We start from the raw sequence: 16,612 nt of genomic DNA, 5'->3' as shown, positions 1-16,612 counted from the left end.
GCTCCATGGCCTCCGACCAGGCCATCAAGTCAATTAGACAATAAAGTTATCAGTTCCTCGGGCATCGTGAGCCGCCGCCACGGCAATGGGCTCGAACGAGGTGCAGGGATATCTTGTTATATCGATGCATCGAGTGCAAGCCACCCGGAAAACAATTGCTCGAAAGGGCGCTAAGCCGCCTCGTGGTCGGGACAGGTGACCCGCAGCTCGGCGTCGCCGAACGGCGCGTCGACGAAGTTGCAGTGGTGCGGCCGGCCGGTGCCGGGATGCGCCCGCGGCACGAAGAACCGGCAGGTCAGGCACATCCGGGAGACCGGGATGGCGCGGCGCTCCTGCAGCTCACGCATCAGCGTCGTGGTGCCGCGGAGCATGGCCGCGAAGTCGTCCGGCGACAGCGCCGACACGGCGCCGGTCAGCGTTTCCGACTGGGCCCGGAGCCGGTCGGCCTCCTCGAGACCGACCGGCGTCAGGCCGAGCAGCAGAGCCCGGGCGTCACCCGGATCGCGGGTCGCCGCCACCAGCTCTTTCTTCTTCAGCACCTTCACCGCGTCGGAGACGGTGGGCGGCGTCGACGCGAGGGCGGCCACGATCTCGCCCTGGCGAACCGGGGTCGCCTGGCCGTGCAGGAAGGTGACGATGTCGGCTTGCAGCGGGGACAGGTTGTGCGGCCCGGCGTTGCGCCAGGCCTCCATGCGCACGGCCTGACCGAGCCGGGCCAAGCCGATCAGCAGCTGGCTGGGCGGCGGCGGCCCGGGAACCTCCGGCATCACTTCACTCTAGGCCTCGCCTCAGTCGCGCAGCCGCACACCCTCGACGGCCGGGAAGTCGAGCGTGGTCTGCCCGACCGAGTTGAAGTAGTTGGTGAACGTGTTGAGCGCGACCGCGGCCACGATCTCGCCGATCTCACCGTCGCCGTAGCCGGCCGCCCGGACCTTCTCGAGGTCGGCGTCGGTGACGAAGCCCTTGCTGGCGATGACCGCCTTGGCGAAGGTCAGCGCCGCCTCCACCTTCGGGTCGGACGCCTGCCCGCTGCGCCCGGCGACCAGGTCGTCCTGGGACAGCCCGGCCCGGGCCCCGAGCACGGTGTGCGCGGCCAGGCAGTAGCCGCACTCGTTCTCGACGGCGGCGACCAGCGCGATCTGCTCCTGCACCCGGGCCGGCAGCCGGCCCTTGGCCAGGGCGCCGCTGAACTGCAGGTAGGCGTCGAGCACGGCCGGCGAGTTGGCCATCGCCCGCATCATGTTCGGCGTGCTGCCCAGGGCCCGCTCGACCCGGCCGAGCAACGTACGGGCCTGACCCTCGGCGGCAGCGGGGTCGACGGTGGCGATGCGAGACATGAGATTTTCCTTCCCTCGGACTATCTGTTGGCACTGCCAACTATATAGATTCGGCGAGGTCGCGCAAGGTGTCGAGAAGCACTCGACTAGCGGCGCGGTCCGAGGAATACGTCGGCGGCGCCGTTGGTGTCGCCGGGCACGAGGTCGGTCGCACGCGAGCCGAACGCGACCCACCGCGCGTCGCCGGTCATCGTCGGAGCGAAGCTGTCACCGTTGCCGGCGCCGACCCGGGTGGTGACTCCGGATCGCAGGTCGCGCACATACGCGTCCATGACGCCGGCCGGGCCCGCGGAGGACTGGAAGCCCACATACCGGCCGTCGTCACTGACCGCCGCGCCGAAGCTGCCCTGGTCGGTGAGATGGTGAGCCTGCGCGTCCGAACTGGCGACGTTGACCCGGCCGATCGCGCCGGCGTCGCCACCGCGACCGCCATGCCCACGACTGTCACGACTGCCGCTGTTCGCATCCCGCCCATCTTCGTTCCCCTGTCGGCCGATTGGGCTGCTCACGCTAGCGTCAGGGAGCAATCACTGAGGGCAATCACGCTATTCCGCCGATATAGGCCAGCGCGAATCCGGCCGTCGGGATCCCGAAGAGCAGCGAGACGACGGCCAGCCTGGTGATGGTCGGGCGTCGGGTCAGGGCCGCGTACGCGACCAGCAGCACCGGCGCCATGACGAGCTGCGGCGCCAGCGTCGAGCGTGGCACCACCAGATCGAGCGCCGCGCACAGGAGCGAGAGCGCCAAAGCCAGACCCCAGAGGCCAATACCGAGGCGGTACGCGGAGAGCGCGCCGAAGCGTACGGCGAACGTGGTGTCCCCGGCCGCGGTGTCGGCCGCCAGGTCGGTGACGGTCGTCGGCACGTACAGCGCGGCCGCGAACAGCACCCCGATCACCGCCACCGGCCACGGGAACAGCCACGGATCACGGGTGATCGACCATCCGGCGGCCGGCGCCACGAGCCCCACCACGAGCGCGTTGACCGCCACGTCCCAGCCCGGCCGCGTCTTGAGCCGCAGCGGCGGCACGCTGTAGACCCAGCCGAGCAGCAGCACCCCGCCCACCCCGGCCACGAACAACGGCCCGACCAGGAACGCGGCCCCGGCCGAGGCGAGCGCGGCCCCGCGGTACCAGACCCGCAGCCGCCGGGCCGACACCGCCCCGGTCACCAGCGGCGAGGTCGCCTTGCGCGGGTTGGCACGATCGCTGCGCAGATCCTCCAGGTCGTTCTGGGCCAGCACGGCGCCCCAGACCAGCGGCCCGAGCACAAGCAGGGCCACCACAGCCCGGCCCGCGTCGGCCCGCTCCGGCAGCCAGGCGTGCTCGGCGAGCACCGTGCCAAGATAGGCCGGCACCCACGAGACCGGCCAGAACCACGGCCGGGACACCGCGACGAGCACCGCCGCGGGCCGCTCCGACAAGCTCGTCATGCTGGCATCGTCGACCCGGCGTCCTGTGGCCCGGCTGAGGAGACTCAGTCCGGCGGGCCCGGCGCGATCAGGCGGTGCTGGTACGCGGTGACGACCGCCTGCGTGCGGCCGTGCACCCCGAGCTTCATGATGATGCGGCTCACGTGGGTGCGTACGGTGGCCTGTGACAGGAACAGGCGGGCCGCGATCTCGCCGTTCTCGTAGCCGAAGGCCATGTTCTTCAGGATCTCCTGCTCCCGCGGGGTGAGCCGGTCGAGCACGCTGGGCGCGGGCGGGCCCGGGTCGGCCGGTGCCGCCGTGGCGGCGGCGATCACGCCACCGGTCACCGCCGGGTGCAGATAGTGGCCGCCGGCGGCGATCTCCCGGATCCCCTCGGCCAGGCACCCGGCCGAGCCGTTGCGGATGCCGTGCTTGACCAGATATCCGGAGGCGCCCGCCCGCAGCGCCCCGGCCACGGTCTCGTCCTGGTGAAAGGTGGTCAGCACGAGGACCCGCGGCCGGTACGGGTCGTTCGGGAGCAGGTCGGCGCCGGTCAGCGCCCGGGTCGCGGCCACACCGTCCATGACCGACATGTGCAGGTCCATCAGGACGACGTCGGGCCGGTGGCGGCGGGCCAGGTCGATCGCCTCGCGACCGTTGCCGGCCTCGGCCACGACCTCGATGTCGGCCTCCCCCAGCAGCAGACCCGTGACGCCGGTCCGGACGAGGGGGTCGTCGTCGACGACCAGCAGCGTGATCATGGCGCCACTCCGGCCGGCTCCTTGTCGTACCTCGCCAGGGGCAGCCGCGCGGAGACGAGAAAACCTTCCTTGACCGTACGGGCGTGGAAGTCGCCCCCGACCGTCGTGACCCGTTCGCGCAGCCCGGTGAGGCCGTAGCCGCCGCCCCGGCGGGGCCGGGAGCCGGCGCCCCGGTTCTCGACCGTGATCGTCAGGTCGGTGTCGCCCCAGTCCAGGCGCAGCGTCACGGGCGTACCCGGCCCGGCGTGTTTGAGAGCGTTGGTGAGCGCCTCCTGCACGACCCGGTAGGCGGCCAGGCTGGCACTGTCGTCGAGCCGGCCCGGCTCGCCGTCGACCACGGTCTTCGGGACCAGCCCATTGTCACGGGCCCAGTCCAGCAGGGCGCCGATGTTCTCCAGGCCGGGCTGCCGGTCGAGCCGGGGCCTGTCGTCCCCGCCGGCCGAGCGCAGCAGGCCGAGCATGCGGTGCATCTCGTCCATGGCCCGGGCCCCGCTACTCTCGATGCTCGACAGCGCCCGCGCCGCCCGGTCCGGGTCGGCCGCGAGTACGGCCTGGGCCCCGGCCGCCTGCACGACGATCCCGCTGAGCGCGTGCGAGACGATGTCGTGCAGCTCCCGGGCGATGCGCAGACGTTCGGCCCGCAGCGCGGCCGCGGCCGCCTCGGCCCGCAGGGTGACGTTGCGGCGCCCCAGCGCCCAGGCCCCGCCGGCGAACAAGGCGACGGCCAGGAACCCGAAGAGCGCGCTGCGTGGTGGCGCCTTCCAGAACTCCAGTTGGGCGAAGAGGGCGGCCGTGGTCAGCAGCAGCCCGCACACCGACACCCGGACCGGGCGGGCCGCGGCCACCGCGTACAGGGCGACCAGCAGGCCGGCCAGCAGACGGGAATGCCAGACGTTGGCCACCACGACCGACCATCCGAGGTGGAGGGCGAAGACGGCGACCGGGTGGCTCGAGCGGGCGTACAGGAGCGCGCAGATCGCGGCCGAGATCAGCGGGACGGCCAACGACCGCCGCCCGTCCTCGCTGAGCCACAGGCCCAGATCGGCCAGCCAGGCCAGGATCGGCACCAGCGGCCGTACGGACGCTCTCATCGCTCGGCCCGCCCCACGGCGTACGCGAGAAGCTCGACCCATTTGGGCCTCTTCCGCCTCCGTTGTGCGCTGTCCATCGTGTCCACCGGGCGGCTGAACACGTACGGGTACGGGCCCGGTTCGGCCCGGTCCCGGCCGAACCATTCCTCGTCCGGCGCCCGGCACCGGCTCAGCAGCTGCCCGGCGAGCTCGGCCGCGTCGTCGTCGAACGGATCACCGGCGGCGGGTGACCACGGCGGCTCGCCGGCGATCGACCAGTCGGTCAGGTCGGCCTCCATCGCGAGATACGTTTCTCCCCGCGGGCTGCGCAGCTGGAGGGTCCGGACCACCGGCACGTCGAGCAGCGCCGCCGAGCCGGGCCCGGGCGGGCCGGCCACCAGCCGCATCGGGGCCGAGGGGTCGACCGGGGCCGCGGCCAGCAGCGCCAGTCCGGGTTCGACGAGGGCGCCGCGGGTGATCCCGCCGGCCGGCCGGCCGCCCGTTCCGCCTTCGGGATGGATCGAGGCGATGAGTGGATAGTCAGATTTGTCGGTTTTCATGATGGCATTGTCGCCGCAATCGGGCGCGGCCGGGTCGATCCCATGACGTAGTCGGCCGTTCGGCCAATACAGCAACTGACGTACGGCTGAACTCCGTTCTTACGCAGCTGGGCCGATGCCCGGACGGGCCGCGGCAGCTGATCCTGTGGGTGTCCGGAATTACGGATATCTGAGCAAAGGAGAACGGAAATGTCTGTCACATCATCGGCCCGGCTCACCGGCACCCGCACGGTGACCGTCGGCGTCCACGAGGACGACCACGTCACCCCCGAGGAGACCCGCAAGCGGTTCCCGGCGGCCAAGGTCGGCCGCGTGTTCATCCCGCCGCTGAAGCACGGGGCGCCGCCGGAGAAGGTGTACGACAAGATCCTCAACGTGACGAAGCCCTGGCGCGGCGGCGGCGTGTACGTGTCCTACAAGCCCTCGCCCCGCGCGGTCGCCAACGGTCAGTGGACCAAGGTCCACCACGACATCGGCCTGTGGCTCGAACGGAACCCCTGGGTCAAGATCATCGTCCATCACGAGCCGGAGGGCGGCGACCACGCGCTCGAGGGCCCGGTCTTCCGGGACATGTTCACCCGGGCCCGCAACGAGATCAAGGACGGCTGGGCCGGGGCGACCGTGGCCTACTGCGCCATGGCCTACCAGTGGCGGTCGTCCCGCAACCCGCGCTGGGCCGGCGACGCGGCGCGGAACCCCGGCGCCTGGAAGGAGGTCGTCGCCGACGAGTACCTGTGTGACGTCTACTCCGGACAGAACGGCCGCAACGGCGCCTTCGACGCCGACATCGCGCTGGGCGACCACCCCGGCTGGACCAACTGGTTCGACGAGATCGTCCGCCCGCACCTGGAGAACGACGAGGAGGTGGTCTACGGCCTCGGCGAGCGCGGCTTCATGGACGACGAGAACCGGGTCCGGGCCACCACCATGAACAAGGAATCGGACTGGCTCGACCGGGCCTTCGACCGGTACGCGGCCACCCGTCGTGCCGTCGACCTCCCACCGAGCGTCTACCTGGGCTGGAACAGCATCGGCACCGAGACGGAACGCGACTGGCTCTGGGACGACGACGCCGTCGAAGCCATGCGCAACCTGACCACCCGCTACGCCAAACACGTCTACTGAACACCGGAGGTGGCCCCCGCCCGGCGCGGGAGGCCACCTTTTCGGGTCAGAGCCAGCCGGCGCGGCGCAGCAAGCGGTAGAGGGCGGTCGAGCCGGCCAGCATGACGGCCATGACGGTGGGGTAGCCGTAACGCCAGTCCAGCTCGGGCATGTGGGCGAAGTTCATGCCGTAGATGCCGGCGATCGCGGTCGGGAGGGCGGCGATGGCGGCCCAGGAGGCGATCTTGCGCATGTCGTTGTTCTGGTCGACCGTCAGCTGGGTCAGGCGGGCCTGCAGCAGCGCGTTGAGCACGTCGTCGAAGGCGACGACCTGCTCGGCGGCCGCCAGGTGGTGGTCGGCCACGTCGCTGAAGTAGCGGCGGATCTCCTTGGGCAGATCGCTCGAGGTCTTGCTGACCAGGGCGGCCAGCGGGCGCTGGAGCGGCAGCACGGCCGCCTTGAACTTCATCAGCTGGCGTTTGAGCTGGTAGATCTGCTCGACCGTGACCGGGGTGCGGGAGTCGAAGACGGCCGCCTCGGTCAGGTCGAGGTCGGTCTGGAAGGCGGCCGCGATGTCGACGTAGCCGTCGACCAGCCGGTCGAGGATCGCGTGGACCACCGACCACGGGCCCAGGGCCAGGGTGGCCGGGTCGGCGCTGAGGTCGGCCCGCAGCGAGCTCAGCTCCATGACCGTGCCCTGCCGGACGGTGATGACGAAGTGGGGGCCGGCGAAAAGGCGTACGAACCCGGTGTTGACGATCTCGCTGGTGGCGGTGATCCGCTCGTGCTCCAGATATTGGGCGGCCCGCACGACCAGGAACACCACGTCCTCGTACCGCTCGATCTTGACTCGTTGCTCGCGGTGCAGGATGTCCTCGACGGCGAGCGGGTGCAGCCCGAAGACGCCGGCCACGCGGGTGAGGGCGGCCTCGGTGGGCTCGTGCAGCCCGAGCCAGACGAAGGCGCCCTCGCGGGCCCGGGCCTGTTCGTAGAGGCGCGGCAGGTCGGCCGCCGAGCCCGGGCTCTCCACGGCCACCCCGTCGACGAACAGGCTGCAGCCCACGATCGCGGTGTGGTCGGCCCGCCGCCGGCCGACCGGCCGGGGCGGCTGCCAACTGCGCCGGGTGTCCACGGCGTGAGCCTACGTCGCGGCCATCACGAAGCCACCCGTGGCCGGGAGAAGCTGCAGTTTCTCGTAGCTTTCGGAACCGGGCACGGCCGTGTAGACGAGCAGATAATGCGACTGCACAGGGTCGACCAGATGCTGGCAGGCGAGCTCGATCAGCCCCAGCTCGGGATGGATGAAGCGTTTGCCGTCGTCGAGCTCGAGACCGATCTCGTGCTCGGCCCACAGCGCGGCGAACTCGGCGCTCTCGGCCAGCAGCCGGTCGGCCAGGCGGGCGGCCCGGGAGCCGGGGCCGCGCAGCGTGGCCATCTGCCGGGCCCCGGACGCGAAGACCCGCCCCAGCCGGTCGTGGTCGTCCGGGTGGTAGAGGGCCCGGGTCGCGGGGTCGGTGAACCAGCGGTACGCGACGCTGCGGGCCGGGCCGGTGTAGCGGGTCAGGTCGCCGGTGAGGGCCACGGCGAGCGGGGTCTGCCGGAGCGTCTCGCCGAGCTCGGTGGCGATCTCGGCCGGGCTGTCGGTCAGCCGGTCGAAGATGCGCAGCAGGCCGGGGCTGATGTGCTCGCTGGTCGAGCCGCGCGTGGGCGGGTTGTGCCCGGCCAGCCGGAACAGGTGGTCGCGCTCGTCGAGGGACAGGTGCAGGCCCTGGGCGATCGAGCCGATCATCCGTTCGGACGGGTACGGCCCGCGTTCCCGCTCGAGCCGGCTGTAGTAGTCGACCGAGATGTGGCAGACGGCGGCGACCTCCTCGCGGCGCAGCCCACCGGTGCGGCGGCGCTGGTGACCCCGGGGCAGGCCGACGTCCTCGGGTTGCAGGGCCTCACGGCGGCGGCGCAGGAACGCGGCCAGCCCGGCTCGATCGATCATGTCTGCGTTTCTACCGTGTCCGCCGGGCCGTAACCACGGATTGTCAGGCCGTGGCTGGCCCGCCGGACACGGCCCAGGCTGGGACCATGACTCAGATCGCAGTAGTGACCGGCGCCAGCGACGGCGTCGGCTTGTCCCTGGCCACCCGCCTCGCCGGCGAGGGGTTCGAGGTCGTCCTGCCGGTCCGCAACCTCGGCAAGGGCGAGGCGGCGGCCGTACGGATCCGGCAGCAGCACCCACAAGCAGTGGTGTCGTTGCGCGAGCTGGACCTGTCGTCGCTGGCCTCGGTGGCCGCGCTCGGCGCCACGCTGAGCGGCGAGGGCCGCCCGATCCACCTGCTGGTCAACAACGCCGGCGTGATGACCCCGCCCGCCCGGCAGGTCACCGCGGACGGCTTCGAGCTGCAGTTCGGGACCAACCACCTGGGCCACTTCGCCCTCGTGGCGCATCTGCTGCCCCTGCTGCGGGCCGGCCGGGCCCGGATCACGTCGCAGCTCAGCGTGGCGGCCAACCACAACGACATCAACTGGGACGACCTGAACTGGGAACGCTCGTACGACGGGATGCGCGCCTACAGCCAGTCGAAGATCGCGCTCGGCCTGTTCGCGCTGGAGCTCGACCGGCGCAGCCGGGCCGAGGGCTGGGGCATCACTAGCAACGTCTGCCACCCCGGCGTCGCCGCCACCAACCTGCTGCAGGCCCGCCCCGAGGTCGGCCGCCCCCGCCCCACGGCCGGCGGCCGCCTCGTCCGCGCCCTCGGCCGCCGCGGCATCCTGGTCGGCACCCCCGAGACCGCGATGCTGCCCGCCCTCTACGCCACCACCTCCCCCGACGCCCAGGGCGGCCGCTTCTACGGCCCCGGCGGCTTCCAGCACCTCTCCGGCCCCCCGGCCGAACAGCCCCTCTACTCCCGCCTGCGCAGCGAGCAGGACGCCGCCCGCATCTGGCGCGCCTCCGAAGATCTCACCGGCCCTTACTGACGGCCGGCCAGCTCGTCGCGGACCTGGCGGCGCAGGACCTTGCCGATCTGGCTGCGGGGCAGCTCGTCGACGACCTCGAGGCGGCGGGGGGCCTTGTAGCCCGACAGCCGCTCGCGGGCCCAGCGCAGCGTCGCGTCCCGGTCCAGCGAGGCGCCTTCGGCGGCCACGACCACGGCGACGACTTCCTCACCCGTACGCTCCGACGGGAGCCCGACCACGGCGGCGTCGGCGATGTCGGGGTGCTCGCGGAGCACGTCCTCGACCTCGGACGGGTAGACGTTGAAGCCGCCCGTGATGATCAGCTCCTTGACCCTGTCCACGATGGACAGGAAGCCGTCCTCGCTCATCACCGCGATGTCGCGCGTGCGGATCCACCCGCCCGGCAGCAGGACGGCCTCGGTCTCCTCGGGCAGGTTCCAGTAACCGGAGAACACCTGTGGCCCGCGCACGAGCAGCTCCCCCGGCTCGCCGGCCGGCACGTCCCGGGTGGGGTCGTCCCGGTCGGCCAGGCGGACGTGGGTCGACGGGTAGGGCACGCCGATCGAGCCGGCCCGGCGCCGCTGCGACATCGGGTTGCCCACGGTGATCGGCGAGGTCTCGGTCATGCCGTACCCCTCGATCAGCAGCCCGCCGGTCAGCGCCTCCCACCTCTCGACGGTCTCCGGCGGCAACGGCATGGCGCCGCTGAACGAGAACCGGATCGAGGTCAGGTGTATGCCGCGCTCGCGGGCCGCCCGGGCCAGCCGGTCGTACATCGGCGGCACGCCCGGGAAGAACGTCGGCGGGCGCCGCTTCACCGCGTCCAGGACCAGGTCCACGTCGAAGCGGGGCAGCAGCACGATCGTGGCCGCGATCCGGACGGCGGTGGTCAGACACAAGGTCAGGCCGTACGCGTGGAAGAGCGGCAGCACCGCGTAGAAGGTCTCACCGCCGTCGCGCAGCCCGGGCACCCAGACCCGGCTCTGCTCGGCGTTCGCCACGAGGTTCCGGTGGCTGAGCACGGCCCCCTTGGGCGTTCCGCTGGTGCCGCCCGTGTATTGCAGCAGCGCGGTGTCCTCGACTCCGGGCCCGGGCACGGAGGAGGCGATCGGCGCCGCGTCGGCCACCAGCGCCTCCCACAGGATCGTGCCGCCCGGCAGCGTCCCGCGCATCTCGTCGCGCATCTTGCGGGCCGCCGGCACCGGCAGCTTGAGCAGGAGCCGCTTGACCAACGGCAGGGCGGCGGTCAGGTCGACCGCGATGATGGTGGTGATCGAGGTGCGCTCGGCCGTGGCGGCCACCGTCGAGGCGGCCTTCTCCCAGCAGATCGCGACCGTGGCCCCGTGGTCGGCCAGCTGGTGGGCCAGCTCGTCCGCGGTGTAGAGCGGGTTGTGCTCGACGACGACCGCACCCAGGCGCAGCACCGCGTAGAAGGCGACCACGTGCTGCGGGCAGTTGGGCAGGATCAGCGCCACCCGGTCGCCCGGCTGGACGCCGGTGCTCCGCAGCGCCTCGGCGGCCCGGGCGACCTGCTCCCCGAGCTCGGCGTAGGTGGTGGTGGCCCCGAGGAAGTCGAGCGCGACCCGGTCCGGGAAGCGGGCCACGGCCCCGTCCAGGTTGGCGGTCAGCGCCCGCTCGGGCTCGTCGATGTCGGCCGGCACACCCTCGGGATAAGCCGCCAACCAGGGCCGTTCGTCGGTCATTGGGGGCCTCCTACCTACGGTTGCGTAACCAACCGAAGGCTACCCGGCCCTCCTCCCGCAAGATCATCGGAAGCCGGTGTCTTGACAGGCGTCGATGGGCGGCGTGAAGTGTGTTACCGGGAGGTAACGCCATGCTGTTCCGCCGCGCCGCCGTCGTCCTCGCCCTACTGATCCCGCTGGCCGGGGCGCCCGAAGCAGCCCGGGCCGCGGTCTGCACGGCGCCCACGCCGAGCACGACCCAGCCCGGCTACCTGGTGGCCGACCCGGACTGCGACGTCGACGGCACGCCGTTCACCGCGCTCCCCGGGGCCCGCGTGCACACCGGCGTCGTGGCCGGCGCGGCGTACCGGATCGAAGTGCCCCGGCGCTGGAACGGCGGGCTGGTCGTCTTCGCGCACGGCTACCGCGGCACCGGCACCACCGTCTACGTCGACGATCCGGGGCTGCGCCGGCACTACGTGGACCGCGGCTACGCGTGGGCGGCCTCCAGCTATGCCACCAACGGCTACGACGTCGGCCAGGGCGTGCGCGACTCGGTCGCCCTCATCGACGTGTTCCGGCGCGTCACCGGGGCCCGGGCCCGGCAGGTCATCATGTCCGGAGCCTCGATGGGCGGGCACGTCACCGCGGTGGCGATCGAGGAGCACCCGCGGTCGTTCGCCGGCGCGATGCCGTACTGCGGGGTGCTCGGTGACACCGAGCTGTTCGACTACTTCCTGGACGCGAACGTCACCGCGGCCGCGCTGACCGGCGTGGACATCGAGTTCCCGCTGCAGCCGGACGCCGGCTACCAGGAGCGCTGGCGGGCCCAGGCCAAGACCATAGTGGCCGGGCTCAAGGGCACCCCGGCCGGCGCCACCTGGTCGAACGTGCTGGAGCGGCGCAGCGGCGGCGAGCGCCCCGGCTTCGACAGCGCGTTCGCCTACTGGAACGCCGCGCCCTCCCTGCCGCCGCTGAACGACCTGCCGTTCCTGTTCGGCCTCTACCCCGGTCTGCAGGGCGGGACCGCGGGCATCGCGCCCGGCAACGTCACCGACAACCGGCACACGTTCTACCGCAGCACCGACCGCCTGTGGCCGACCGCCGAGGAGCGGCGCCTCAACCGCGACGTCCTGCGCGTACGCCGTACGGCATCAGCCGATCCTCACCTGTCCGGCGTCCCGCGCGTCGACGGCCGCCCGCCGGTCCCCGTGCTCTCGCTGCACGACATCGGCGACCTGTTCGTGCCCTTCTCCATGGAGCAGGTGTACGCGGCGGAGGCCGCGCACAACCGCAAGTCCCACCTCTTCGTCTCGCGGGCCATCCGCGGCGTCGGCCACTGCGACTTCACCCAGGCCGAGCTGACCGAGGGCTTCGACGACCTGACCACGTGGCTACGCACCGGCCACCGCCCGGCCGGCGACGCCATCCTCGACCGCCGCGCGGTCGCCGCGCCCACCTTCGGCTGCCGCTTCACCCGCGGCACCCATGTGGGCTTCGTCGCCCCGCCCTGCTAGGCAGCCCCGCAAAGGCCCTGGTCACGCCCGTGTCATGCACGTCACGGGCGGGATCGGTTGGCGGTCGGACGTGGCGGCCTCAGTGTGGACAGGGTGTTCGGGGGCGTGCCGCCCCTGATCACCGGAGCGGAACGCACCCCATGTCGCGTGCGTAGCTCCCAGCCGCACACAGGTGTGCCGGCCCGATTCCCGCAAGCCGCTGCCGGCTGCCACGTGCCGTCGTGTCCGTGGCCGAGCCGCCCGCAATCCCCGTTCCGGAAGGTCTGTGCCGTGAAGGCTGCCGCTGTGCCGCGCCCTGCGCCGGGCACCTCGCCACCGTCGCCGCGCCGGGTGCTCGGCGCCACGTTCCTCCTGTTCGCCCTGATCGGCGCCATCTTCGGCAGCTGGGCGGCCCGGGTGCCGGACATCAGCGACCAGGTCGGCGCCACCCACTCCGCGCTGGGGGTGGCGCTGTTCTGCATCTCGGCCGGCGCCCTGGCCGGCATGCAGTTCACCGGCGCGATCTGCGCCCGGTGGGGCGCGGGCCGGGTCAGCGCGGCCGGCGCGGTGGCCGCCAGTGCCGCCGTCGCCCTGCCCGGCCCGGCCTCGTCGCTGATGTCACTCTGCGCGGCCCTGCTCGTCTTCGGTGCGGCCACCGGCCTGGCCAACGTCGCCGCGAACAGCCTCGGCGTCCAGGTCCAGCAGGCCCTCGAACGCCCGGTGATGTCCACCCTGCACGCCGGCTTCAGCCTGGGCGGCCTGGTGGGCGCCCTCGGCGGCGGCCTGGCCTCGACGTTCGCCCCACCCCGCTGGCACCTGCTGGCCGTCGCCCTGCTCGGCCTGGCCCTCACCGCGGCCGTCACCCCCGCCCTGACCACCTTCAGCCCACCGTCGCCGTCGCCGTCGCCATCGCCATCGCCGTCGCCATCGCCATCGCCATCGCCATCGCCATCGCCCGGGCCATCGGCGGCATCGCCGACCGGGGCGCCTGCACCGTCGCCCATCAGGCCGGCCTCAGAGCCGCGCGGCAAGGCGCCTTCGTCGCGGGCGGCGCTCGTCATCGTCCTGCTCGGAGCGGTCGCCGGGTGCACCGCCTTCGTGGAGGGTGCGCTGACCGACTGGGCCTCGCTCCACCTGCGCGAGGACCTGCACGCCACGCCGACCGTGGCGGGTGCCGCCTACGCCGCGTTCTCGTTGGCCATGGCGGGCGCCCGGCTCCGCGGCCGGCACCTGATCGTCCGCTACGGCGACACCGTCGTCCTCACGGCCGGCGCCCTGCTGGCCGCCGCGGGCATGCTCACGGCGGCGGTCACTTCCTCGGCGTACGTCGCCCTGGGGGGTTTTGTCCTGGTGGGTCCGGGCCTGGCCAACGTCTTCCCGCTGGCCATCGCCAAGGCCGGCCTGCTGCAGGGCGCGCGCGGCGTCGCCCGCGCCTCGACCGTCGGCTACACCGGCCTGCTCGGCGGCCCGCCCATCATCGGCCTGCTGGCGGCCGGTTGGGGCCTGCCGGCCGCGCTGCTGACGGTAGCCGCGCCGGCCCTGCTCGCCGCGGCCCTGGCCCTGGTCGTCGACCATCGCCTGGACGGCGCCGGCTCGGTCGCCTCGGTGCTCCGGTCCCGGCTACACCCCTTGACCGTACGCGTCAGCGCCGCCGCCCGAAGCCACGGCAGCTCCCTGCACCTGCTGCTCGACCAGCACCACATGCCTTCCCGCGCCCCACTCGACCCGGACCCCACGCCGTCCCGTAGGCCGCTCCACATGCCGTCCCACGAGCCTTTCGGCCCGGACCACATCCCAGCCGGCGGACGAGCCGCGGCCGTCACGCCGAGCCGGCCCCATCCCGGCCTGGAATTCCTGATCGTCTGACCCCCACCTGGGAGCCCTTCTCATGTTCACGTTCGACTTGCGGCGCGCGGTACTGATCGGCGTCAGCTACATGATCCCGTTCGTGGTGGTCGGCGGTCTCCTCCAGGCCCTCGGCCTCCTGCTCGGCGGCCACGATCTGCCCCACGACCCGGCCGCCACCCTCACCGGCATGCCCGCCTCCCCCACCTCGACCGCCGGAGTTCTCCACACCCTCGGCACGGTCGCCTTCTCCTTGCTGGCCCCGGTCCTGGCCGGCGCCATCGCCTACGCCCTGGCCGGCCGTCCCGGCATCATGCCCGGCGTCACCGCCGGCCTGGCCGCAACCGTGATCGGCGCCGGCTTCCTCGGCGGCCTGGTCGGCGGCATCCTGGCCGGCGTCACCGCCCACCGGCTGACCCGCCTACCCCGCCCCGACTGGCTCCGCGAGACAGCGTCCTTCCTGCTCGTTCCCCTGGCCGCCACCCTGATCAGCGGCGGCGCCATGCTGGCCCTGATCGGCCCCGCGATCGCCGCCGCCACCGCCCGCCTGGACACGTGGCTGACCGGCCTCAACGGCGCCTCCACCATCCTGCTGGGCGCCCTCCTCGGCCTCATGATCGCCGCCGACCTAGGCGGCCCCCTGAACAAAGTCGCCTACACCTTCGCGGCCGCCGGCCTCACCACGGCCAGCCCCAGCCTCACCACGGCCTCAAGCCTCGCCACCGCCCCCAGCCTCGTCGCCACCCCGGCCGATCCCGCCATCACTGTGGCCGATCCCGGCGGCGGGGCACCCATGGCGATCATGGCAGCGGTCATGGCCGCCGGAATGGCGGCCCCGCTGGCCTGCTGGCTGGCCACTGTGGTCCGGCCGTCCGCCTTCACCGCCGCCGAGCGCCGCGACGGCAAGGCCGCCGGCGTTCTGGGCGCGCTGTTCATCACCGAGGGCGCGATCCCGTTCGCCTCCGTCCGCCCCTTGGCGGTGCTCCCCAGCCTCATGCTCGGCGGCGCGGTAGCCGGCGCCGGCACCATGGCCCTGCACGCCACCTTGACCGCTCCCCACGGCGGCGTCCTCGCCCTGTTCGGCGCCGGCCACCCACTTGGCTTCCTGGCGTCCCTCACCCTCGGCACCGCCGTTTCCGCCGGCGGCCTCCTGCTCACCCGCCCGCGAACCCAGCCCAGCCGCAAAACGCAACCCACCCAGCCCGCCGCCGCGCCCCTCGATTCCCACCGCCCGAGCGAACCCACCGCCCTCAGCCGATAGGACGCGCCCGCCGACCTCCGCCACCCTGCCCACCTTCGCCCACCCGCCGATTACGCAGCCCCACCCACCGGATCTCCCCCAGCCCCACCGCCGGTTGACCCCGCCCCACTCATCCGGTCTCCCACAACCCGCCCTCCGGCTTCCCCCAACCCCACCGGCCCGTTCACCCTCAACCCCAGCCATCCGGTCCCCCACAACCCCCACCGTCCGGCTTTCCTCAGCCCCAGGCACCTGGTCTCCCGAAAACCCGCCCCCGGCGCACCTCAGCCCCACCCACCCGGTCCCCCCATGACCCCGCTCCCGGGGCACCTGAGCCCCACCCACCCGGTGTCCCCCATGACCCCGCTCCCGGGGCACCTGAGCCCCACCCTCCGGCTTCCCCGACCCCCACCCACCCGGTCGCCCACAACCCCGCCCTCCGGTCCACCTCAGCCCGCCCACCCAGGTCCGCTCAGCGCGGCCCGTCGGAGCACCCCAGCCGGATGCGGCGTCGAGGGCGGCGTTCGGGGGCTCGCGGCAGGGCCGGCGTCCTCGGCTCGGTCAAAGGCGGAAAAATTCTGGCGGCGGGCGTAAGGATCGGGGGTCCGGCCGACATGAACAGGCCGAGGAGGGACCGATGGGTAACGATCCACCTGAGCAGAGATTCACCGACCTGTACCGGGCGAGCCATGGGCGGGTCCTGCGGTTCGTCGCGCGCCGGGTCGGGGAGGACGCCGAGGCGGAGGATCTGACCGCGGAGGTCTTCCAGATCGCGTGGGGCAAGACCGCCCAGGGTGAGGTGCTGACGCCGGCCTGGCTGTTCGTGACGGCCCGGCACGTGCTGAGCAACCATCACCGGTCGGTGCAGCGGGGCGACTCCGCCTACCGGAAGTTCGCCGTCGGGTCGGGCGGTGAGCCGGCCGCGGCGGCCGCCGAGCTGGTGGGCGAGGTGCTGGAGCAGCTGCCGGCGGCGCAGCGGGACGTCCTGGTCTTCCGCTACTGGGACGACCTGAACGCGGGCGAGATCGCCGCGCTCACCGGCCTGTCGGCGTCGGCCGTCTGGGTGCGGTTGCACCGGGCCCGGCAGGCGTTCAAACGGTCCTTCAAAGCCATCACGGAGGTCGGCCATGCCAAGCGTTAAGCGACTGATGCAGGAGG

Annotated in this window: 16 protein-coding genes; 6 read left to right on the top strand and 10 right to left on the bottom strand. The window is 72.7% G+C overall.

The window, feature by feature from the left end; genetic code table 11:
- Positions 1-170: 170 nt before the first annotated feature.
- From AB0J66_RS17985 to AB0J66_RS17955, 7 genes are all read right to left on the bottom strand, one after another.
- Positions 171-767 carry a MarR family winged helix-turn-helix transcriptional regulator gene (locus AB0J66_RS17985; RefSeq protein WP_364661427.1) on the bottom strand — a complete coding sequence of 199 codons (597 nt, stop codon included), beginning with the start codon at positions 765-767 and terminating at the stop codon, positions 171-173.
- Positions 768-788: 21 nt separating this feature from the next.
- Positions 789-1,337, bottom strand: coding sequence for a carboxymuconolactone decarboxylase family protein (locus AB0J66_RS17980; protein WP_364661424.1), 549 nt, complete (start codon positions 1,335-1,337; stop codon positions 789-791).
- 86 nt (positions 1,338-1,423) lie between these two features.
- Complete coding sequence (locus AB0J66_RS17975) at positions 1,424-1,846, bottom strand: hypothetical protein (protein ID WP_364661421.1); 423 nt, start codon at positions 1,844-1,846, stop codon at positions 1,424-1,426.
- A gap of 31 nt (positions 1,847-1,877) precedes the next feature.
- Entirely contained in the window at positions 1,878-2,768 is an 891-nt protein-coding gene (locus AB0J66_RS17970; RefSeq protein WP_364661418.1) for a UbiA prenyltransferase family protein, read from the bottom strand.
- A gap of 44 nt (positions 2,769-2,812) precedes the next feature.
- Positions 2,813-3,508 carry a response regulator transcription factor gene (locus AB0J66_RS17965; protein ID WP_364661416.1) on the bottom strand — a complete coding sequence of 232 codons (696 nt, stop codon included), beginning with the start codon at positions 3,506-3,508 and terminating at the stop codon, positions 2,813-2,815.
- Complete coding sequence (locus AB0J66_RS17960) at positions 3,505-4,599, bottom strand: histidine kinase (RefSeq protein WP_364661414.1); 1,095 nt, start codon at positions 4,597-4,599, stop codon at positions 3,505-3,507. Before AB0J66_RS17960 ends, AB0J66_RS17965 begins: the two co-directional genes overlap by 4 nt.
- A complete protein-coding gene (locus tag AB0J66_RS17955; protein WP_364661411.1) occupies positions 4,596-5,138 on the bottom strand; it encodes a hypothetical protein in 543 nt (180 codons plus the stop codon). Before AB0J66_RS17955 ends, AB0J66_RS17960 begins: the two co-directional genes overlap by 4 nt.
- Positions 5,139-5,327: 189 nt before the next feature.
- Here AB0J66_RS17955 and AB0J66_RS17950 point away from each other — a divergent pair, with 189 nt between their 5' ends.
- A complete protein-coding gene (locus tag AB0J66_RS17950) occupies positions 5,328-6,263 on the top strand; it encodes a hypothetical protein (RefSeq protein ID WP_364661408.1) in 936 nt (311 codons plus the stop codon).
- A 46-nt stretch (positions 6,264-6,309) separates the two neighbouring features.
- Here AB0J66_RS17950 and AB0J66_RS17945 read toward each other — a convergent pair whose 3' ends face one another.
- Entirely contained in the window at positions 6,310-7,374 is a 1,065-nt protein-coding gene (locus AB0J66_RS17945) for a magnesium and cobalt transport protein CorA (RefSeq protein WP_364661406.1), read from the bottom strand.
- Positions 7,375-7,383: 9 nt separating this feature from the next.
- Positions 7,384-8,232 carry a helix-turn-helix transcriptional regulator gene (locus AB0J66_RS17940; RefSeq protein WP_364661403.1) on the bottom strand — a complete coding sequence of 283 codons (849 nt, stop codon included), beginning with the start codon at positions 8,230-8,232 and terminating at the stop codon, positions 7,384-7,386.
- 86 nt (positions 8,233-8,318) lie between these two features.
- Between AB0J66_RS17940 and AB0J66_RS17935 the strand changes: the two genes are divergently transcribed.
- Complete coding sequence (locus AB0J66_RS17935; protein ID WP_364661400.1) at positions 8,319-9,212, top strand: SDR family oxidoreductase; 894 nt, start codon at positions 8,319-8,321, stop codon at positions 9,210-9,212.
- Here AB0J66_RS17935 and AB0J66_RS17930 read toward each other — a convergent pair.
- The gene (locus AB0J66_RS17930) at positions 9,206-10,894 is read right to left on the bottom strand and encodes a long-chain-fatty-acid--CoA ligase (RefSeq protein WP_364661397.1); all 1,689 of its coding nucleotides are present in this window, start codon (positions 10,892-10,894) and stop codon (positions 9,206-9,208) included. The genes AB0J66_RS17935 and AB0J66_RS17930 overlap by 7 nt on opposite strands.
- Before the next feature lie 131 nt (positions 10,895-11,025).
- On the opposite strand from AB0J66_RS17930, the gene AB0J66_RS17925 reads away from it, so the two are divergent.
- From AB0J66_RS17925 to AB0J66_RS17910, 4 genes are all read left to right on the top strand, one after another.
- Positions 11,026-12,390, top strand: coding sequence for a prolyl oligopeptidase family serine peptidase (locus AB0J66_RS17925; protein WP_364661395.1), 1,365 nt, complete (start codon positions 11,026-11,028; stop codon positions 12,388-12,390).
- A gap of 270 nt (positions 12,391-12,660) precedes the next feature.
- Positions 12,661-14,235 (top strand): MFS transporter, encoded by a 1,575-nt coding sequence (locus tag AB0J66_RS17920; RefSeq protein ID WP_364661392.1) that lies wholly within the window; start codon positions 12,661-12,663, stop codon positions 14,233-14,235.
- A gap of 22 nt (positions 14,236-14,257) precedes the next feature.
- Positions 14,258-15,475 carry a PTS fructose transporter subunit IIC gene (locus AB0J66_RS17915; protein WP_364661389.1) on the top strand — a complete coding sequence of 406 codons (1,218 nt, stop codon included), beginning with the start codon at positions 14,258-14,260 and terminating at the stop codon, positions 15,473-15,475.
- 616 nt (positions 15,476-16,091) lie between these two features.
- Positions 16,092-16,595, top strand: a complete 504-nt coding sequence (locus AB0J66_RS17910) for an RNA polymerase sigma factor (protein ID WP_364661386.1) — start codon at positions 16,092-16,094, stop codon at positions 16,593-16,595.
- The last annotated feature ends 17 nt before the right edge of the window (positions 16,596-16,612 follow it).

It is taken from the genome of Actinoplanes sp. NPDC049598 (genome assembly GCF_040675435.1).
Classification (GTDB): domain Bacteria; phylum Actinomycetota; class Actinomycetes; order Mycobacteriales; family Micromonosporaceae; genus Actinoplanes.
Note: the sequence above shows the minus strand (reverse complement) of the source record. Positions and strands in the feature narration are given on the sequence as shown.